The following is a 19,013-nucleotide window of genomic DNA, read 5'->3' on the forward strand; positions in this document are numbered from 1 at the left end:
AAATTTCGGTCGATGTAATACCAATTTTATAGCCGATTAATTATAATAATTATTGTTTTAGTAGTAAATTTGCATGCAATTTTGTTAACAAAAGGTCCACAATAATATGTCTAAAGACATCCGAATTAAAAAAGGGTTGAACATCAACCTCGTCGGGGCTGCTGAACAAACTACATCTAAGGCTGTTTTAAGCAACGTTTATGCCCTTAATCTAGAAGATTTTCACGGAGTTACCCCAAAAATGTTGGTTAAAGAAGGAGCTGAGGTAAAGGCTGGCGAAGCTATTTTTTACAACAAGAATATTGAAGACATGCGCTTCGTTTCTCCGGTTAGTGGAGAAATAGTTGAGATTGTAAGGGGTGCTAGACGGCGTATATTGACAATAAAGATTCTTGCAGATAAAGAACAGAGCTTTCAAAAAGACACTGCCATCGATGTGAATGCTGTTGATGGCGAATCCATTAAAAAAGTGCTGCTTCAATCAGGTTGTTGGGCATTTGTAAAGCAACGTCCTTATGATATTGTTGCTAATCCTGATGCTACTCCAAAAGCAATTTTTATTTCGGGATACGCAACTGCACCATTGGCTGCTGAAACCGATTATGTGCTAAGAGGTAAAGAGAAGGAGATACAAGCGGCAATCACTGCACTTGCTAAAATGACGCCTGGGCAGGTTCATGTTTCGGTTGGCAATACCGAAACATCGCCTTTTACAAATGTTAACGGTATTACGCTACATAAAGTATCTGGTCCTCATCCTTCAGGCTTGGTAGGAACCCAAATTAATAAAATCGATCCTATCAATAAAGGAGAAACGGTTTGGACCGTTGCACCACAAGATTTGGTAATCATCGGAGAGTATCTTTTGACAGGGCAATTCAATGCTGAGCGTACGGTCGCTCTTGCAGGTTCATCGGTAAAAGCGCCAAAATATTATACCACTAAAATAGGTGCTGAAATTTCTACCTTCTTGTACGCAAGTGGTGTCAATCAAGATAAATTTCGTCTAATAAACGGAGACGTACTTACGGGTGCAAAAACGACTCCAGAAGGTTACCTAGGTTTTTATAACAATACGGTTACGGCTATCCCAGAAGGTGACGACTACGAATTCTTTGGATGGAACAAACCGGTTTTTAATAAAATATCATCAACAAGAGCATTAACATTCTCTTGGTTGAACAAGAATAAGAAGTACGATTTAGATACCAATACCAATGGAGAGCATAGAGCTTTTGTGGTCACAGGCAGGTATGAGGAAGTCTTTCCATTGGATATTTACCCGTTACAGCTTTTAAAGGCCTGTATGGTTAAAGACTTAGATGAAATGGAGCAATTGGGGCTCTATGAAGTGGCTCCAGAAGATTTCGCACTTACTGAATTCATTTGTATTTCTAAACAACCGCACCAGCAGATAATCAGAGAAGGACTCGATTTAATGTATCAAGAAATTGGATAAAAATGGGCATGAAAGAAAAATTACATCAGCTTAAATTAAAATATCAGGGTAAAAAAATGGCTCCGGCCTTTAATGCCCTTCATACCTTTTTATACACACCGAACGAAACCACCCATTCTGGGGGGCATGTTCGTGCTGTGGATGATTTAAAAAGAACGATGAATACCGTTATTTTGGCTTTGGTGCCATGTTTGCTTTTTGGTATGTTCAACGCTGGCTACCAGCATTACTCGGCAATCAATGGCTTTCCGGCTGAATTTTCCTTATTCGAACATTTTATTATTTGGGATAATTTCTGGTTGGGCGCAATAACCATTTTACCCTTAGTTGTCGTTTCATATGGTGTCGGTTTATTGATTGAATTCATATTTGCAGTAATAAAAGGACATGAAGTTGAAGAAGGCTATTTGGTAACCGGAATGCTAGTGCCACTTATTATACCTGTAGATACACCGCTTTGGATGCTGGCCGTAGCCGTTGCTTTTGGGGTTGTAATTGGTAAAGAAGTTTTTGGGGGTACAGGTATGAATATCCTTAACCCTGCATTGACCATTAGGGCATTTTTGTTCTTTGCTTACCCAACATGGATGAGTGGTGACAAAGTTTGGGTACACGATGCAGTTAATCTCGCAGGTACTCCCGATGCCATTTCTGGTGAGACCATATTAGGGTATTTAGCGGCCGGTAATACAAGTGAGTTTTCATATTCTATTTCAGATATGTTCTTTGGCTTTATTCCTGGTTCCGTTGGCGAGACATCGACATTTTTAATACTTCTTGGAGGTTTGTTCTTAATCTTTAGCAAAATTGCCAGTTGGAGGATTATGCTTAGTGCTGTTATCGGTTCTTTGGTTATGGGGCTAGTATTTAATGGAGCGGTTGCTTGGGAGTGGATTCCTGAATACAGCAAGTTCTATGGCTTAATGAGTTTCGATTTTTGGAAACACTTGATTGTGGGGGGGCTCGCTTTCGGTATCGTTTATATGGCGACGGATCCGGTTACTGGTTCACAGACCAATAAAGGAAAATGGATTTATGGATTTTTGATAGGATTAATTTCGGTAATGATTAGGGTATTTAATCCTGGATATCCAGAAGGAGTATTCTTGGCAATATTATTAATGAATGTTTTTGCACCAACAATTGACCACTACGTGGTTCAGGGTAATGTTAAAAAACGTTTGAAACGATTAAAGAACGCAACTATTCTTCCAAAACCATCTGATGGTAAGGCAGAAGAGTTAAAAGTAGAAACAGTATAACATGGCAGTAAACACAGAGAAAAACACGTATACCGTAATTTTTGCAATAATTATGGTTGTGGTTGTTGGGTCTATTCTTGCCTTTTTGGCCTCTGGCTTAAAAGATAAGATTGGAGAAAACGAACGTTTTGAAAAGCAACAAAATATTCTTTACGCCATGGGCGTAAACGAGAATACTGAGGACAGTGGTGTTAATTTTATCCCTACAACCGAGGTTGAAGGTGAGTTCACGAAGTTCATCACAAAGCAATTGGTGGTTTCGCCCGATGGTAGTGTAGAAGAGCAAAATGATGCCTATCTGATAGATATGAAAAAGCAACTATCAGCTTTAAAGAATGGTGGAGATGCTCAATTTCCATTATTTGTTGGAGAAAAGAATGGTAAAAAGTTCTATATATTACCAATGTATGGAAAAGGGCTTTGGGATGCCATCTGGGGCTTTATGTCCCTTGATGAGAATATGATTGTTCAAGGCGCTTATTTTGACCATAAAGGAGAAACGCCAGGTCTGGGAGCTAATATTAAGCTTCGCTACTTTATGGATGATTTTATCGGTGAATCAGTATTAGACGGTAATCGATACGCTGGTATAGCTGTTGCCAAAGGAAACAACGATCCGTTGAATAATGATAAAGAAGACAACGAGGTCGATGCTTTGGCAGGCGCAACGATTACAGGTAATGGCGTTGCTGCAATGATTAAAGAGACACTGAACATATATAAACCCTATCTAGAAACGATTAGAACCAATTAATATGGCGCTACTTTCAAAAAAAGATGCAAATCTTATATTAGATCCACTAGCCGATAATAACCCAATTACTATTCAAGTTTTAGGTATTTGTTCGGCTTTAGCAATTACGGCAGAGCTTAAAGCTTCAATCGTAATGGCGATATCGGTAATATTCGTACTTGGTGTAGGTAATGTTGTTATCTCCTTGATGCGCAACATTATACCATCAAAAATTAGGATTATTGTACAATTAATCGTCGTTGCAACCCTCGTAATTATAGTAGACCAGGTATTAAAAGCCTTTGCTTACGAATTAAGTAAGACACTTTCTGTATTTGTGGGTCTTATAATTACAAACTGTATTATTATGGGGCGTTTTGAGGCTTTCGCTTTAGGTAACGGTCCTTGGAAATCATTCTTGGATGGTATTGGTAACGCCTTGGGTTATGGGGTAATACTAATTATAGTTGGTTTTTTTAGGGAATTATTCGGTACCGGAACTTTACTTGGTTATCCCGTTTTCGGTGACCCAATTGCCAAAACAGGATTGTACGCTACCGGATATGAGAATAATGGTTTTATGATTATTCCTCCTGCCGCCTTAATTGTAGTTGGAATTATTATCTGGGTACAACGTTCAAGAAATAAAGCATTAATCGAAGAAGCATAAATAAAGAACTATGTTAGAGCATGTAGAATTATTTTTCAAATCCATTTTCATAGACAACATGGTTTTTGCTGTCTTCTTGGGAATGTGTTCTTATTTGGCGGTTTCCAAAAAAGTAAGTACCGCAGTCGGCTTAGGTGCCGCGGTAATCTTTGTATTGGCCGTTACGGTGCCTTTAAATTGGTTGCTTGATCAGTATTTGTTGCAAGATGGTGCATTAGCTTGGTTAGGCCCTGAATATGCAGATTACAACTTAAGCTTCCTATCTTTCATATTATTTATTGCGACCATTGCCACAATGGTGCAATTGGTAGAAATAGTAGTAGAGAAGTTTTCGCCATCATTATACAATTCCTTAGGTATCTTCTTACCATTAATTGCTGTAAACTGTGCTATTCTTGGAGGTTCTTTGTTTATGCAGGCAAGAGAAATACCAACTTTGGGCTTAGCTTTTAATTATGGTGTTAGTTCAGGTATAGGATGGTTTTTAGCGATTCTGGCTATCGCCGCTATTCGTGAGAAAATTAGATATTCAAATGTTCCTGCACCTTTAAGAGGATTGGGAATCACCTTTATCATTACTGGATTAATGGGTATCGGTTTTCAAAGTTTTGGGGGAATGTTGACTGGTGACAATGAGCCACCTGAAGAAACAGCCCCTACTACAGCAGAAAAAATTGAAGAAAAAGAAATTAAAAAGGAGATTGAAGATGAAAAAGCAATCTCTTATAACGAGGTTAAAAACAAATAACAAATGATTTTAGCTACAAGTACGGGAGGTACTATACTAATTACAGTAGTTGCGTTTCTAGTTTTATTATTAATGCTAGTTGCATTGCTATTGTTTACAAAAGAAAAATTATCACCATCTGGCCCTGTTACACTGACTATCAATGGTGAAAAGAAAATAGAGGTTTCCTCAGGGGGTACGTTATTATCTACCCTAGGAAATCAAAAAGTGTTTCTGCCTTCTGCTTGTGGAGGAGGGGGTACCTGCATCCAATGCGAGTGTCACGTGCTTTCTGGAGGTGGGGAAGCTTTACCAACTGAAACACCACATTTTTCAAGAAAAGAATTACAGCACGGAGCGCGTTTGGCTTGCCAAGTAAAAGTAAAGCAGGATATGGAGATTACCATTCCTGAAGAAGTTTTCGGTATTAAAAAGTGGCCTGCTAAAGTTGTTCGTAATTATAACGTGGCATCTTTTATTAAGGAATTTGTTGTTGAGATTCCTGAAGATATGGGCTATAAAGCTGGGGGGTATATTCAAATTGAAGTTCCAAAATGTGAAGTGAAATTCGCCGATATGGATATCACCGCGCATCCTGAGGAGCATGACAAACCTGATAAATTTCAAGCAGAATGGGACAAATTTAATCTTTGGCCCTTAGTTATGAAAAACCCAGAACTGGTAGAGAGAGCATACTCTATGGCTTCTTTTCCTGCTGAAGGAAGAGAAATTATGCTAAATGTTCGTATTGCAACGCCACCATGGGATCGTTCTAAGAATGGTTGGATGGATGTTAATCCTGGTGTAGCTTCTTCATATATTTTTGGTTTAAAACCTGGTGATGATGTGGTAATTTCAGGACCTTATGGTGAGTTCTTTATCAATGAGTCTGATTCTGAGATGTTATATGTTGGAGGTGGAGCTGGTATGGCACCAATGCGCTCACATTTATATCATTTGTTCAAAACCTTAAAAACAAATCGTAAAGTTACCTATTGGTATGGTGGTCGTTCAAAACGTGAACTATTCTACTTAGACCATTTTTATAAATTGGAGAAAGAGTTTCCGAATTTTAAATTCTATTTAGCGCTTTCTGAGCCTTTAGAAGAAGATAATTGGAAGGTTAAAGAGAGCATAGATGCCCCTGGTGATGGTTTTGTCGGATTTATACACAATTGTGTAATAGACCATTATTTGAACCATCATGAGTCTCCAGAGGACATTGAGTTGTATTTCTGTGGTCCTCCATTAATGAACAAAGCTGTTCAAAAAATGGGTGAAGATTTCGGGATACCTGATGAGCATATCAGATTCGATGATTTCGGTGGATAAATAGTAAATATAATTCTTGTTATACAAGAATCTAAATATAAGCCGATACAACCCGTATCGGCTTTTTACATATGGAACGAAGAGAACTTACGGAACAAGAATTGCATAATTTGGCAATGAATATTGTTGGGAAACAACTCGAAGAAAATGGTTACGAATTTTTAGCCGTAAATAGTGAGTTGAAAAAGAATCCTCAATTTGTTTGTACTAAAGATAAAAAGCTAAGTTTTATAGTGGTCAAAAGCATTGAATACCCTGGAGACCCAAGGGACAAGGATTTCTTTATGGCCGACTTGAATAAAATGAAAGACCATGCTTTAAAGTTTGAGGCGAGAACCTTTTATGCCGCCGTCGGTTTGGTCAATGCGTCTGATTATAACCTGCCCGTGTATTTGAATGAGGAGTATGTCGTTGATTACGAAGGTTTAATTGAAATTTAACTGCGAGAAGATGAAAAACATACTTTTAGTTGTTCTAGTGCTGATTTTGTTTGGGTGCGAAACGAGGCCAAATTTAGTGAAGAATCAGAACACTGGTCCCGCTTTGGGGACTAGTTATGCAATTCAATATATATCTGATAAAGAACTTGATTTTCAACGCGAAATTGATTCTGTTTTTACCGTATTCAACAAATCAATGTCTACCTATATTCCTGATTCTGATATTTCGAAAATCAACGGTGGGGATACTACGGTAATAGTAGATCAAATGTTTAGGGACGTTTTTTTTCAAAGTCAGGTAATAAATATAGAAACGGACGGCTATTTCGACCCAACCGTCGGTGTTCTTGTAGATGCTTGGGGTTTTGGCCCTGAGGATAGTACAATGAAAATGGACAGTACTAGGGTAGATAGTCTTATGCAATATGTGGGTTGGAGGCATATAGGATTAACAAGAGATTTTAGAATTACAAAAAGCAAACCCGAAATACAGTTCGATTTTAATGCCATTGCCAAAGGTTATGCCATTGATCGTTTGGGAAGAATGCTTGACAAACATCAGATAAAAAACTATTTGGTTGAAGTAGGAGGGGAGGTTCTTGCAAAAGGAACTAATATAATCTCTGGCAAGCCCTGGACAGTTGGTATAGATAAGCCTAATAATTTTATGAAAAGAGGGTCCGCGGCTGTGGTTAACTTAAAAGATAAAGCCTTGGCTTCTTCAGGAAATTATAGAAAGTTTAGAATAGACCCAGAAACTGGTGAAAAGTACGTGCATACCATTGACCCAAAAACGGGCTACACAAAAAATTCTAATGTGCTTTCGGCGACTGTTGTAGCAAACAGTTGCATACAGGCCGACGGTTATGCCACAGCTTTTATGGCAATGGACTTAAATGATACTAAAGCCTTGTTAGAACTTAAGCGAAAGGAGTTGGACGCCTTTATTATTTATTTGGATGAAGAGGGTACTATGAAAAACTTCATGACTTCAGGATTCGAGGCGATACTGGCAAAGTAATTATTTACTCACCACAGGAATTATCTCTCCTTTTGCCAAACGATAACGATTTATGTCCTCAGAACTTAATTTGCCGGTATAGTCCACTTCATCAACCTTAAAACCAATACTTCGAAGCTTATCAAAAAAGTCTCTGCCGTATATACGTACATGGTCGTACTGGCCAAATATCTTTGCGCGTTCCTTTTTGTCGGTAATCGAGTCGTCTTCAAAAGTCTTTTCCCTATTCAAGTCTTGAGGTATTTGAAAAATGCCGAATCCCCCAGGTTTTAAAACACGATACAGTTCTTGCATAGCTTTGCTGTCGTCGGGAATGTGTTCGAGAACATGATTACATAAGATGACATCATAAGCGTTATTGTCAAAGGGAAGGTTGCAAATATCTGCTTTAATGTCTGCGATGGGCGAGTTAAGGTCTGTAGTTGTATAGTTGATGTTCTTAAGTTGCCTAAAACGCTTATGAAATGCTTGTTCGGGGGCAAAATGTAACACATTTAGTGGGGCGCTAAAAAAGTTGGTTTCGTTCTTTAGATATAGCCAAAGTAGTCGATGGCGCTCTAATGATAGGGTAGAAGGCGATAAAACTCCTTCTCTCGGATTTTCGTATCCGTAAGGTAAAAACTTACGAAATCCCTTTCCATCTATAGGGTCAATATAAGTCTTGCCACGATAGTAAAGGGCCAAAAAGGGTCTTATCCAATAGCTTAAGCTAATAAGCCAAGGCCTCGGAACTAAATTTAAAATGGATTTAAAGATTTTGGACATAACAAAGAAAGTTATACAAAACTTGGGAAGGCACGATTTTTGCCCAAAAATAAGTGTTTGAGTTAAATATGGTGATGTATTTGACTACACTTTTTTAAATTAACGTTAATGGTTATTTCATAATATGAAGAATAAGCTCATTTTAATTTTTTTCTTCTCAATTACGCTTTCATTTTCTCAAAGTGTCGAAGGTGTAGTTTTGGATAGTATAACAGGAGTTGGTATTGCAGATGTTCATGTTCAAAGTTTGTCAGGTAATCATGGCACTATAACCAATGAAGAGGGAAGGTTTAAGATAATAAACTCATCAAATGAAAAAGATTCTTTGAGAATATCCCATATAGGATATGAAGCATTAGAATTGTCTGTCAAAGAGTTTTCTATAAACTATTCCGATACACTGTATTTAAAACCGAATTTGTTAGAATTACAAGGAGTTACGGTTACAAATGATAGAGTATCCGAAATGATTATGGATATCATGGAAACCCTAAAAAAAAGTCAGATTAAAAATAGTTATGCATTCTATAGACAAACTTCATTTAAAGATACTGTAGCAACGGAATGGATAGAGGCTTTTTATAAAATAACGCACTCTAAAAATGGAATAGATAAAATTAAAATAGACCAGGCAAGATTTGCAAGAAAAAGGAGTGATTCTACCTCACTATTTTTGATCCATTCAAATTTTTCCTCTCTAACGTTAACCCCTCAACTATATTCGCCTGTACTTAAAACTAATGAGGTTACCGTAGGCAAGCCATTTGGGGAAAGTTTTATTAAAAACTATCAGTTTTATATTGAAAAAAGTTATCAAAAAAATAAAAGTACATATCATGTAATACATTTTGAACCCGACGATGATATAACAAACCCAATCAACAGTTATGGGAGTTTTGTATATATACCCTCTGAAAAAAAACTTGTTCAGTATACCGTTTTTATTGACCACGCTTTGGGCTCTGATGATCTATCTAATTATAAAGGAGATAAAAAATTGGCAATTGATAATGCTCGACACAAGTTACAGTTTAACTATTCTGAAATAACAGGACACTTAGATTTTATAAATGTAGAATACTTCTATGATTTTATTGAAAATGATGTAGTATTTCCTTGTAGGGTGGCTTCAAAATTTATTATATACAAAAATGCAATAAGACCGCATAAAAAGCTTAGAACTTCAAGTTTGGAGCTTGAAGATGTAAGAAATTTTGAAAAAGCTAAGTACAAGCCCCGTTTTTGGAGAGATAATCCAGTTATTTATCGAACAGAAAGAGAAAACTTAATCATATCCTCGTTTGAAAAAGAGAATGCCTTTGGAACTTATTTCAAAGGAAATTAAAGATGTTTTAACTTGCAAATTCCTCTTCTTCGCGCGAGGTAATGCCCAAAGCTTCATAAATGTATTTAAAAGTAGAAAGAAGCTCCGGTTTACCATCTATTAATGCAACGTCATGCTCAAAATGTGCACTAGGTTGTCCATCGGCTGTTAAAATCGTCCATCCGTCCCTAAGTTGTTTTATGCGTTTCGTACCCATATTTACCATAGGTTCTATGGCAACGACCATACCATTAACAAATTTTTTGCCTCGACCTCTTTTGCCATAATTTGGCATTTGAGGGTCTTCATGAAGTTCTTTACCTAGTCCATGACCCACCAATTCACGTACAATGCCGTAACCCTGATTTTCACAATAATTTTGTATGGCATAACCAACGTCACCAACACGATTGCCAAGTTTGAATTCACGTATTCCTGCATACAGGGATTCTTTGGTAATCTTTAAAAGCTTCTTGGTTTCTTGGGCTACTTCGCCAACTTCAAAGGTGTAGGCATGATCTCCGTAATAGCCATTTTTTAAAGCACCGCAATCTACTGAAATGATGTCGCCATCCTTTAGCTCATCGTTATTTGGAATACCATGAACTACCTGCGCGTTTGGGCTCCAGTTTAGTGTATTAGGAAAATCATACATGCCTAAAAAACCTGGTTCGGCACCTTGTTCCCGAATAAATTCTTCAGCAAGTTTATCTAGCTTTAACGGATTTGCTCCAGGCTTAATTTCAGAGGCGATCATGCCTAAGGTTTTAGAAACTACCAATGCACTCTCGCGCATGAGTTCAATCTCTTCTGCCGTTTTGATTTTAATCATAGCCGCAAAGATAAGAGGAATTGCATTAATCAATTACGATTATTAATGCCTAAACCAGTGCTTTTTGTGTCATTAATTCGGGCTGAGAGATTCCCATCATTTTTAGAATTGTTGGGGCAATGTCGCCAAGAACGCCATTTTTAATTTCTTTAATATCCTTGTCAACTAAAATCAAGGGCACAGGATTTGTCGTGTGTGCGGTATTTGGGCTTCCATCAGGATTTATCATAGTGTCGCAGTTGCCATGGTCGGCAATGACAATTGTACTGTAATGATTTTTGAGACCGGCGGTAATAACAGCTTTCGCGCATTCATCCACTACTTCACAGGCCCTAATGGCAGCTTCCATACTACCCGTATGCCCCACCATATCAGGATTTGCAAAGTTGAGACATACAAAATCTACATCTCCTTTTTCCAATTCAGGAATAATGGCATCACGTATTTCATATGCGCTCATTTCGGGCTTTAGGTCATAGGTCGCTACTTTAGGTGAGGGGCATAAAATACGTTGTTCGCCTTCAAAAGGTTCTTCACGCCCTCCATTAAAAAAGAAGGTTACATGAGGGTATTTTTCAGTCTCTGCTATCCTTATTTGTTTTTTACCAGCTTTGGCAATCGTCTCTCCCAAGGTATTTTCAATGTTGTCTTTATCATAGATTACTTTGACACCTTTGAAAGAATCATCATAATTGGTCATGGTCACATAATACAAATCAAGCTTCTTCATATCGTGTTCCGGGAAATCTTCTTGATTTAAGACCTGTGTCAATTCTCGACCCCTATCTGTTCTGAAATTGAAGAAAATAATAACATCATCTTTATTTATTTTTCCCTCTTCGTTCAGAATTATTGGTTCTATGAATTCATCCGTTTTACCGTCTGCATAGCTTTTTTCCATAGCAGTGGAAATATCGTCTGAGAAGATGCCAATTCCGTTTACCAAAAGATTATAGGCTTTTTTAACACGTTCCCAACGCTTATCCCTGTCCATTGCAAAATAGCGTCCAACAACCGATGCTAGCTTTGTATTCTTGGTGCTACAGAATTTTGAAAGATCTTCTAGAAAACCTTTACCACTTTTTGGGTCAACATCGCGCCCATCAGTAAATGCATGTACAAAGGCTTTTTCTACACCATAACTTTCTGCAGCGTTTATTAGAGCCTTTAAATGGCTGATATGACTATGAACACCACCATCACTTACCAAACCGAGAAAATGGACTGGCTTATCGTTTTTGTTGGCATATTCAAAAGCCTCTTTTAAAACAGTTTCATCTTTTAAGGTATCCTCTTTAACAGCTTTATTAATTTTAGCCAAATCTTGATAGACTATTCTGCCTGCCCCCAAATTCATATGACCTACTTCGCTATTGCCCATTTGCCCTTCAGGTAGCCCAACGTTCATACCATCGGTTAATAAATCGGAATTAGGGTATGATTTGTAAAGAGCGTCGACGAATGGTGTATTGGCATTTTCTATTGCCGAAACTTCAGGATTAGGAGATTTGCCCCATCCATCTAGAATCATAAGGATAACTTTTTTGTTCATGCTATGGTTTTGAATTATCAAAAATAAAGCCTCTGATAATACTTGTTGCGTTTTTTTTAATGCGAATTTGTTAAATATTTATGTTAAAAAATATGGCCTTGTTAAAGTTTAGTTATTTAAGTGTTAATCCTGTAACAATCCATTATCGACGCAGTCTATATTTATATCAATATAATTTATAATCATTTCATTAATCAAAATTCATTCATCATGAAAAAAACAATCCTAACTATCGCTGTTGCAATTTCTTGCGCAGTAACCGGCATTTATGCCAATGAAACAAACAATGACCCAGTTTTGAATACTGAGGTTTCTACAAATCTTGAACTAAGTTCTTTTTGTAAGGCAATTATGAAAGGAGACCTTGAAACTGTTCAAAAATTAATTGACCTTGGCGAAGATGTAAACAAAAAATCTCTGGGTATGACACCAGCTCATTTTGCGGCTCGTTACAATAAACCAGAAATTTTGAAAGTGCTCATTAACAATGGGGCCGATCTCAAAGCACGCTGTGATAAAGGGTATACTGTTAAAAAGTACGCAGAATTATCAAATGCTATGGAAGCATTAAAGGTATTAAAAGTAGCTATGAAAGGATAAGGAGTTTATTCATTTCATCAAAAAACCCATTGCAGCGCAATGGGTTTTTCATTTACCTTATAGTGTTCAAGTAAAAGAGTAAATATATTTTCTTGATTTTTAAAATTCAAAACCGGTAAAAGCACGATATAAAAATGCATATAGTGCCATAGAAATCATAACTGCACAAAATGCAGAATAAGCTTTTAATATGATGACCAAAAATTCTGGTTTGCAATTTGCAAATGCCTCAGAATAAAGGCTTTTAAAATGTGTAAGTGTTCCCATTAGTTATGTCTTTTGTTTGTAAAACGACTTAGCTAATTAGGTTTAAGTGGGTTGTGATTTGGAAATTTAAAGGTACAAAAATAGAACCAAAGTCACTTATTATTCGATAAAGTTCTTGTTTTATCTTTTAACTGCCTTGATATTTGATAATCGCCTCTTTTATCTTTTCAATACGATTTTCAGGATCAGGATGCGTACTTTGAAATTCTGGTACACGATTGGGTCCCGCAGCTGCTTTTAAAATTTTCATCACTTGAATCATTTCATAGGGATCGTACCCTGATTGAATCATGAATAGTACCCCAAGTTCATCGCTTTCTAATTCATCACCTCTACCATTGGTCAAGAGCGTATTTTGCCCGATTCCACCAACAACACTTCCTAAATCCCCTGCGCCTACGGTAGCTCCCATAGTTGCAGTTCTCCAAAAATTACTATCCGCTATACGTTCGGCAGAGTGTCTTCCGATTACGTGACCTATCTCATGGCCTAAGACCCCTGCAAGTTGAGCCTCGTTTAACTGTGAGAAAAGTGCGTAGGTGATAAAACACTGACCGCCAGGCAATGCAAAAGCATTTATGGTTCTATCATCTGCTAAAAGATGAAAGTCGTACTTATAAGGTGTTTCTCTGGCAACACTATTGTTTACTAGTTTCTGCCCAACGGCATCAACAAAAGCTTGCAAACGTTCATCGGGGTAGAGCCCTCCGTGTTGCTGTGCCATTTCAGGCGCACTTTGTAAGCCGATGGCAATTTCTTGTTCCGTAGACATATTAATGTGCTGAGACCTACCTGTATAAGGGTTTTCTTCTGTGTTATTGCATTTTTTGATAAATGCAAACGCTACGATGGCCAAACCGATAAATATTCTAATTTTCCAGCTACCTCTATTTCTCATTTTGCGCTAGTGTTCTAGTTGTCTGAAAGATATAAAAAAAGAATTATAACAAATCCTCATTAATCCCTAGAATATTGTTTTGAATATAGGTTTTTAAAAACCCTGTAGTAAAGTGTTCGCTGCCTTCAAATTCTTCACGAATTAGCTGTCTAAAGATATTTACACCCCTAAACTGTTCGAGCATGGGTTTTGAAAGCGGTGCATAACTATAGTGCCAAGGCTCGTATTTAAAGCCTTTTCTAAAATAATCATCTGTATATACCAGATAAAAGCCAAATTTTTGTGCATTGGCATCCAACCACTTTTTAAAAGCTTCAAAAGGACCTCCCTCCTCAAATTTTTCAGGAACCAACACATCGCCCGATACTTTTGGGTAACCATCTATAATGTCTATATCGGTACCCCAATGGTGTCTACTAGTGCCGGGTATGGTGGAGTATTCAATGATTTTATCAATGGCATCGATAGGTTTCATGCCATCAGTTTCAGTGTACTTGATGAATTTTCTTTCAAAAATAGCTTGTTGCCGGTCAAAACTACGGTAACTGGAAACCATTTTAATATCGAAACCGGCACTATAGGCCGCTTTTTTCATATCAAGAAAAGCATCATGCGCTTCTTTTCTAAGATTGATTCCTTCACCAAAAAGTTCGATATCGGCCTTTCCCATTAATTCTTCTATAGAATATTCAGGGTCATTTACTGTAAACAGCGATGGTACTGCAGCTAATGCCAACCCGCCGGCACTTGTCTTTTTAATGAATGTTCGTCTTTGCATCCTAATCTATTTACTTCCTATTACAAATGTATAGAAATATGAAAAGATTGTGCCAAAATGATTTTTATACTACTTGGTTGGGCCTAAATAGAAAAAACCTTGTACTTTTTCTTCTGAATCTATGAGGTTTACAATGTAGTAGTAAATTCCTGTTTCAAGACCGCTTTCTCTTCGCATTGCGGAGTTTACATTAGTATAACCGTTAAATTCATTGCGGTAGTTTTGCTTTTTATAGACCATGATACCATGCCTGTTATATATTTGGAGAAGGTTGTTGGGGAAGTTTTCTATGCCTTCAATGATAAGAAAATCATTTTTGCCATCATTATTCGGAGTAACTAGGTATTTTTCTGGATTTAAAGATGTTACCGGTTGAACTGATGAACCAAAAGTAATTATTTCAAAAGCATCGGAATTTGGAATAAAAACGGAAATTATACCACTCTCAAGTGTGCCTTGAACGTTTTCGGTATCAAGTCTTTTCCAAAGTTGTTCTGATTTGCTCCAACCGACAAGGCAGACAGATTCTAGGTTTTCGGTTATGGCACTCATAGTACTTCTGGCATTCCATGAAAGATTGATTCTTGAATTTTTGGTGCCTTCTAACACCCAAAACTCTAAGGAACTTATTCTATCAATCGCGGCTTCTTTTTGATTTAATGAAAAGTTAGTTGAAAAGTTTAGTGATGCTTCAGGGTTTTCAAAAAAGTAAGCACATTTTGCGTTTGCCTGCATCACTTCCGATTCGATAAGTAGCGGACGTAATTCATCGCTATCGCCTACTGGAAAAAGAAAATTGATTACCTCTTGGGCCAATACGTAACCATCAATTTTTTTAAGATTTCCTTCACCAACATAACCTGAACCCGAAGCAAATGTCATCTGGTTTTCTGGGGTAGTTCTAATAGTTTTCACATCACCTATTGAAAATATAAGCTCTTTGTTTATGGTAACCTGTGTATCTACCCATATATCTTCGCTGTTGTTGACCAATAAAGTTCCGAAATTGGTTGTTGTGTTTCCTAAAATGGACTGGGTGGTTCGGCCATTGAGCCTCACGGTGCCGTCATTTTTTGAAAAATGGCCTTCATTGACAATATTACCGTAAGCAGCTAAATTTCCATTCTCGAAAATTTTCAAGCTACCCTTATTTCGAAATGCCTCTTGGGTATAGCCGTATAAGCCCAGTAGCAACAAAAATATAGTAAGGTTTCTCATAATTGATTGATTTGTTGCCAATTGGTTCCATCACTCTGAAGCCAAAGTACAATTTGACCGGGAATGACAGTGGCGTCTAGGTTGACCAAAGTTTTGTACGTAGAAATATTAGTAGGAAGCACATTAGGGTTTTTGATGACATAGACACGCCCTCTGCAACTGCTTGCAGCCGGTAAGGTAAGGTCATGCTGGCCACCCAATATAACCGTATGGTTTGTGTCATCTAAGGTGGTGTTGCCGACGGTGGTATCTATGGCGGTTGCAAAAGAACCGGGAGATTGTAAGGTTGAAGTCGCTGCGGCAGTTCCAATTTCCAATTGAGAGGCCCTTAGCTTACCGTTTACATGCATTTTCACTTGGGGATTGTTGGTTCCGATTCCTAGACGTTTATTTGTTTTATTCCAAAAAAACTCGGTGTTGTCTTGGTCAAGCTGCCCTGTTGTGCCGGCAAAGTAGACAGAACCTGCGGTTCCTGAGGCTGAAGCATCCTCTACATCGATGGTGAAATTAGGATAAGTGCCGCCAATCGTCACATTGCCATTTCCACCGTCAGTAAGGGTAACCGTTTGGTCAGGCGAAATGTTTGTTACTTCAAAGTCTTGTCCTGTCTGGCTAATTGAGATACCGGTACCGGCACTTACAGTCTGGTTTTCATTGGCAGGGTCAAAATCAGCATCATTAACATCATCCCCATCTGCCAGCCCAGCGGGAATGTTGCTAAGGCTGTTGAAGTCCCCATCAAAATCGTCAGTGGAATCAGTATCCAAATTGGCGGGTATGCCGTTTAAATCCGCAAAGTTCCCAGAAAAGTCGTCGGTGGAATTGGTATCAAGGTTTGTGGGCACCCCGGTGATGTTGGTCCATACGGGTGCAATGGCGGAATTGTCCACCGAAAAGGTAGTCCCCGTAAGGTTCATCGCGGTGCCTGCGGCGTATGTGGTATCGTCGTCCCCATCTGCCAGCCCAGCGGGAATGTTGCTAAGACTGTTGAAGTCCCCATCAAAATCGTCAGTGGAATCGGTATCCAAATTGGCGGGTATGCCGTTTAAATCCGCAAAGTTCCCAGAAAAGTCGTCGGTGGAATTGGTATCAAGGTTTGTGGGCACCCCGGTGATGTTCGTCCATACGGGTGCAATGGCGGAATTGTCCACGGAAAAGGTGGTCCCCGAAAGGTTCATCGCGGTGCCTGCGGAATAGATGGTATCGTCGTCCCCATCTGCCAGCCCAGCGGGAATGTTGCTAAGGCTGTTGAAGTCCCCATCAAAATCGTCAGTGGAGTCGGTATCCAAATTGGCGGGGATGCCGTTTAAATCCGCAAAGTTTCCAGAAAAGTCGTCAGTGGAATCAGTATCCAGGTTCGTGGGCACCCCGGTGATGTTGGTCCATACGGGTGCGATAGCGGAATTGTCCACGGAAAAGGTGGTCCCCGAAAGGTTCATTGCCGTACCTGCGGAGTATGTGGTATCGTCGTCCCCATCGGCCAACCCTGCGGGAATGTTGCTAAGACTGTTGAAGTCGCCATCAAAATCATCGGTGGAGTCGGTATCCAAATTGGCGGGGATGCCGTTTAAATCCGAAAAGTTTCCTGAAAAGTCGTCAGTGGAATCGGTATCCAGGTTTGTGGGTACCCCGGTGATGTTGGCCCATACGGGTGCAATGGCGGAGTTGTCCACGGAAAAGGTAGTCCCCGTAAGGTTCATCGCGGTGCCTGCGGCGTATGTGGTATCGTCGTCCCCATCTGCCAGCCCTGCGGGAATGTTGTTAAGGCTGTTGAAGTCCCCATCAAAATCGTCAGTGGAATCGGTATCCAAATTGGCGGGTATGCCGTTTAAATCCGCAAAGTTCCCAGAAAAGTCGTCGGTGGAATTGGTATCAAGGTTTGTGGGCACCCCGGTGATGTTGGTCCATACGGGTGCAATGGCGGAATTGTCCACCGAAAAGGTAGTCCCCGTAAGGTTCATCGCGGTGCCTGCGGCGTATGTGGTATCGTCGTCCCCATCTGCCAGCCCTGCGGGAATGTTGTTAAGGCTGTTGAAGTCCCCATCAAAATCGTCAGTGGAATCGGTATCCAAATTGGCGGGTATGCCGTTTAAATCCGCAAAGTTCCCAGAAAAGTCGTCGGTGGAATTGGTATCAAGGTTTGTGGGCACCCCGGTGATGTTGGTCCATACGGGTGCAATGGCGGAATTGTCCACCGAAAAGGTAGTCCCCGTAAGGTTCATCGCGGTGCCTGCGGCGTATGTGGTATCGTCGTCCCCATCTGCCAGCCCTGCGGGAATGTTGTTAAGGCTGTTGAAGTCCCCATCAAAATCGTCAGTGGAATCGGTATCCAAATTGGCGGGTATGCCGTTTAAATCCGCAAAGTTCCCAGAAAAGTCGTCGGTGGAATTGGTATCAAGGTTTGTGGGCACCCCGGTGATGTTGGTCCATACGGGTGCAATGGCGGAATTGTCCACGGAAAAGGTGGTCCCCGAAAGGTTCATCGCGGTGCCTGCGGAATAGATGGTATCGTCGTCCCCATCGGCCAGCCCTGCGGGAATGTTGCTAAGGCTGTTGAAGTTGCCATCAAAGTCATCGGTGGAGTCGGTATCCAAATTGGTAGGGATACCGTTTAAATCCGTGAATTCACCACTAAAACTATTTCCTGCGAAGGCAATAGTTGTGCTTTGGCCATTTTCATTGGTGTGGGTGTATGTTCCATCTCCATTATCAATTAAAGTAGTGATGGTTTCGGGTTGCCCATAAAAAGTGGTTGCTACTCCATTACCGCTAGAAAAAGTATATGTACCATCTAGGTTATCTGTAAGTGTTGTGCTGGTTATTCCGGTATTTTCACAAAGATTTTGCCATGATGAGCCATTAAAATAGTGGACACATTCGGTATCAACATTAAATACTAATGCTCCATTTAATGGAAGCATTTCTTGCATTTGGTTATCCGTTACCCTGGTAAGTACCAAAGCTTTTGTATTACTTTCCAACTCTAAGAGCGAGAAAGAATCTATAGTATCAATATCGTTGCCTATTTTTACTTGACCTGTTGCAGTAAAATGGAAGATTAGAGCAAAAAAAACAAAAGGGTAGAGCGTTTTTATCATATTTCCTGAATAATATGACTCTAAACTAAATATTACT

18 protein-coding genes are annotated in these 19,013 nt (G+C 39.2%); 10 read left to right on the plus strand and 8 right to left on the minus strand.

The window, feature by feature from the left end; genetic code table 11:
- Window positions 1-106: 106 nt before the first annotated feature.
- The 8 genes from ACZ1GR_RS14450 to ACZ1GR_RS14485 all read left to right on the plus strand — a co-directional run bounded on the left by ACZ1GR_RS14450 (window position 107) and on the right by ACZ1GR_RS14485 (window position 7,644).
- Window positions 107-1,459, plus strand: coding sequence for a Na(+)-translocating NADH-quinone reductase subunit A (locus ACZ1GR_RS14450; RefSeq protein ID WP_472609616.1), 1,353 nt, complete (start codon window positions 107-109; stop codon window positions 1,457-1,459).
- Window positions 1,460-1,461: 2 nt separating this feature from the next.
- On the plus strand, window positions 1,462-2,721 hold the full coding sequence (locus ACZ1GR_RS14455; protein ID WP_472609617.1) for an NADH:ubiquinone reductase (Na(+)-transporting) subunit B: 1,260 nt from the start codon (window positions 1,462-1,464) through the stop codon (window positions 2,719-2,721).
- 1 nt (window position 2,722) lies between these two features.
- Window positions 2,723-3,475, plus strand: coding sequence for a Na(+)-translocating NADH-quinone reductase subunit C (locus ACZ1GR_RS14460; RefSeq protein ID WP_377767146.1), 753 nt, complete (start codon window positions 2,723-2,725; stop codon window positions 3,473-3,475).
- Between the two features lies 1 nt (window position 3,476).
- The gene (locus ACZ1GR_RS14465; RefSeq protein WP_377767145.1) at window positions 3,477-4,124 is read left to right on the plus strand and encodes an NADH:ubiquinone reductase (Na(+)-transporting) subunit D; all 648 of its coding nucleotides are present in this window, start codon (window positions 3,477-3,479) and stop codon (window positions 4,122-4,124) included.
- Window positions 4,125-4,134: 10 nt separating this feature from the next.
- Entirely contained in the window at window positions 4,135-4,872 is a 738-nt protein-coding gene (gene nqrE, locus ACZ1GR_RS14470) for an NADH:ubiquinone reductase (Na(+)-transporting) subunit E (RefSeq protein ID WP_377767144.1), read from the plus strand.
- A 3-nt stretch (window positions 4,873-4,875) separates the two neighbouring features.
- Window positions 4,876-6,183: an NADH:ubiquinone reductase (Na(+)-transporting) subunit F gene (gene nqrF / locus ACZ1GR_RS14475; protein WP_377767143.1), complete on the plus strand. Its 1,308-nt coding sequence runs from the start codon at window positions 4,876-4,878 to the stop codon at window positions 6,181-6,183.
- Window positions 6,184-6,254: 71 nt separating this feature from the next.
- Window positions 6,255-6,623 carry a Na(+)-translocating NADH-quinone reductase subunit F gene (locus ACZ1GR_RS14480; protein ID WP_472609618.1) on the plus strand — a complete coding sequence of 123 codons (369 nt, stop codon included), beginning with the start codon at window positions 6,255-6,257 and terminating at the stop codon, window positions 6,621-6,623.
- Between the two features lie 10 nt (window positions 6,624-6,633).
- On the plus strand, window positions 6,634-7,644 hold the full coding sequence (locus ACZ1GR_RS14485; RefSeq protein ID WP_472609619.1) for an FAD:protein FMN transferase: 1,011 nt from the start codon (window positions 6,634-6,636) through the stop codon (window positions 7,642-7,644).
- Here ACZ1GR_RS14485 and ACZ1GR_RS14490 read toward each other — a convergent pair whose 3' ends face one another.
- Entirely contained in the window at window positions 7,645-8,409 is a 765-nt protein-coding gene (locus tag ACZ1GR_RS14490; protein WP_472609620.1) for a class I SAM-dependent methyltransferase, read from the minus strand.
- 124 nt (window positions 8,410-8,533) lie between these two features.
- Here ACZ1GR_RS14490 and ACZ1GR_RS14495 point away from each other — a divergent pair, with 124 nt between their 5' ends.
- Entirely contained in the window at window positions 8,534-9,754 is a 1,221-nt protein-coding gene (locus tag ACZ1GR_RS14495; protein ID WP_472609621.1) for a carboxypeptidase-like regulatory domain-containing protein, read from the plus strand.
- A 7-nt stretch (window positions 9,755-9,761) separates the two neighbouring features.
- On the opposite strand, the gene map is transcribed toward ACZ1GR_RS14495, so the two are convergent.
- Together map and gpmI are read right to left on the minus strand one after the other, a co-directional pair.
- The gene (gene map, locus ACZ1GR_RS14500) at window positions 9,762-10,565 is read right to left on the minus strand and encodes a type I methionyl aminopeptidase (protein WP_472609622.1); all 804 of its coding nucleotides are present in this window, start codon (window positions 10,563-10,565) and stop codon (window positions 9,762-9,764) included.
- A gap of 49 nt (window positions 10,566-10,614) precedes the next feature.
- Window positions 10,615-12,117: a 2,3-bisphosphoglycerate-independent phosphoglycerate mutase gene (gene gpmI, locus ACZ1GR_RS14505; protein WP_472609623.1), complete on the minus strand. Its 1,503-nt coding sequence runs from the start codon at window positions 12,115-12,117 to the stop codon at window positions 10,615-10,617.
- Between the two features lie 210 nt (window positions 12,118-12,327).
- Between gpmI and ACZ1GR_RS14510 the strand changes: the two genes are divergently transcribed.
- Window positions 12,328-12,717, plus strand: coding sequence for an ankyrin repeat domain-containing protein (locus ACZ1GR_RS14510; RefSeq protein ID WP_377767132.1), 390 nt, complete (start codon window positions 12,328-12,330; stop codon window positions 12,715-12,717).
- A 99-nt stretch (window positions 12,718-12,816) separates the two neighbouring features.
- On the opposite strand, the gene ACZ1GR_RS14515 is transcribed toward ACZ1GR_RS14510, so the two are convergent.
- The 5 genes from ACZ1GR_RS14515 to ACZ1GR_RS14535 form a co-directional block, all read right to left on the minus strand.
- On the minus strand, window positions 12,817-12,984 hold the full coding sequence (locus ACZ1GR_RS14515) for a DUF6747 family protein (RefSeq protein WP_377767130.1): 168 nt from the start codon (window positions 12,982-12,984) through the stop codon (window positions 12,817-12,819).
- Window positions 12,985-13,111: 127 nt separating this feature from the next.
- Window positions 13,112-13,882 carry a M48 family metalloprotease gene (locus ACZ1GR_RS14520; protein ID WP_377767129.1) on the minus strand — a complete coding sequence of 257 codons (771 nt, stop codon included), beginning with the start codon at window positions 13,880-13,882 and terminating at the stop codon, window positions 13,112-13,114.
- A gap of 43 nt (window positions 13,883-13,925) precedes the next feature.
- Complete coding sequence (locus tag ACZ1GR_RS14525; protein ID WP_472609624.1) at window positions 13,926-14,660, minus strand: M15 family metallopeptidase; 735 nt, start codon at window positions 14,658-14,660, stop codon at window positions 13,926-13,928.
- 69 nt (window positions 14,661-14,729) lie between these two features.
- Window positions 14,730-15,878: a gliding motility-associated C-terminal domain-containing protein gene (locus ACZ1GR_RS14530; RefSeq protein WP_472609625.1), complete on the minus strand. Its 1,149-nt coding sequence runs from the start codon at window positions 15,876-15,878 to the stop codon at window positions 14,730-14,732.
- The gene (locus tag ACZ1GR_RS14535) at window positions 15,875-18,976 is read right to left on the minus strand and encodes a beta strand repeat-containing protein (protein ID WP_472609626.1); all 3,102 of its coding nucleotides are present in this window, start codon (window positions 18,974-18,976) and stop codon (window positions 15,875-15,877) included. Before ACZ1GR_RS14535 ends, ACZ1GR_RS14530 begins: the two co-directional genes overlap by 4 nt.
- Window positions 18,977-19,013 lie beyond the last annotated feature (37 nt).

The sequence above is a fragment of the Croceitalea sp. W27 genome, assembly GCF_055693185.1.

Coding starts and splice junctions, on each gene's coding strand:
- gpmI (WP_472609623.1), bottom strand. CDS start 12,117: ATGAACAAAAAAGTTATCCTTATGATTCTAGATGGATGGGGCAAATCT.
- nqrE (WP_377767144.1), top strand. CDS start 4,135: ATGTTAGAGCATGTAGAATTATTTTTCAAATCCATTTTCATAGACAAC.
- nqrF (WP_377767143.1), top strand. CDS start 4,876: ATGATTTTAGCTACAAGTACGGGAGGTACTATACTAATTACAGTAGTT.
- ACZ1GR_RS14465 (WP_377767145.1), top strand. CDS start 3,477: ATGGCGCTACTTTCAAAAAAAGATGCAAATCTTATATTAGATCCACTA.
- map (WP_472609622.1), bottom strand. CDS start 10,565: ATGATTAAAATCAAAACGGCAGAAGAGATTGAACTCATGCGCGAGAGT.
- ACZ1GR_RS14450 (WP_472609616.1), top strand. CDS start 107: ATGTCTAAAGACATCCGAATTAAAAAAGGGTTGAACATCAACCTCGTC.
- ACZ1GR_RS14490 (WP_472609620.1), bottom strand. CDS start 8,409: ATGTCCAAAATCTTTAAATCCATTTTAAATTTAGTTCCGAGGCCTTGG.
- ACZ1GR_RS14455 (WP_472609617.1), top strand. CDS start 1,462: ATGGGCATGAAAGAAAAATTACATCAGCTTAAATTAAAATATCAGGGT.
- ACZ1GR_RS14525 (WP_472609624.1), bottom strand. CDS start 14,660: ATGCAAAGACGAACATTCATTAAAAAGACAAGTGCCGGCGGGTTGGCA.
- ACZ1GR_RS14485 (WP_472609619.1), top strand. CDS start 6,634: ATGAAAAACATACTTTTAGTTGTTCTAGTGCTGATTTTGTTTGGGTGC.
- ACZ1GR_RS14510 (WP_377767132.1), top strand. CDS start 12,328: ATGAAAAAAACAATCCTAACTATCGCTGTTGCAATTTCTTGCGCAGTA.
- ACZ1GR_RS14495 (WP_472609621.1), top strand. CDS start 8,534: ATGAAGAATAAGCTCATTTTAATTTTTTTCTTCTCAATTACGCTTTCA.
- ACZ1GR_RS14520 (WP_377767129.1), bottom strand. CDS start 13,882: ATGAGAAATAGAGGTAGCTGGAAAATTAGAATATTTATCGGTTTGGCC.
- ACZ1GR_RS14515 (WP_377767130.1), bottom strand. CDS start 12,984: ATGGGAACACTTACACATTTTAAAAGCCTTTATTCTGAGGCATTTGCA.
- ACZ1GR_RS14480 (WP_472609618.1), top strand. CDS start 6,255: ATGGAACGAAGAGAACTTACGGAACAAGAATTGCATAATTTGGCAATG.
- ACZ1GR_RS14535 (WP_472609626.1), bottom strand. CDS start 18,976: ATGATAAAAACGCTCTACCCTTTTGTTTTTTTTGCTCTAATCTTCCAT.
- ACZ1GR_RS14530 (WP_472609625.1), bottom strand. CDS start 15,878: ATGAGAAACCTTACTATATTTTTGTTGCTACTGGGCTTATACGGCTAT.
- ACZ1GR_RS14460 (WP_377767146.1), top strand. CDS start 2,723: ATGGCAGTAAACACAGAGAAAAACACGTATACCGTAATTTTTGCAATA.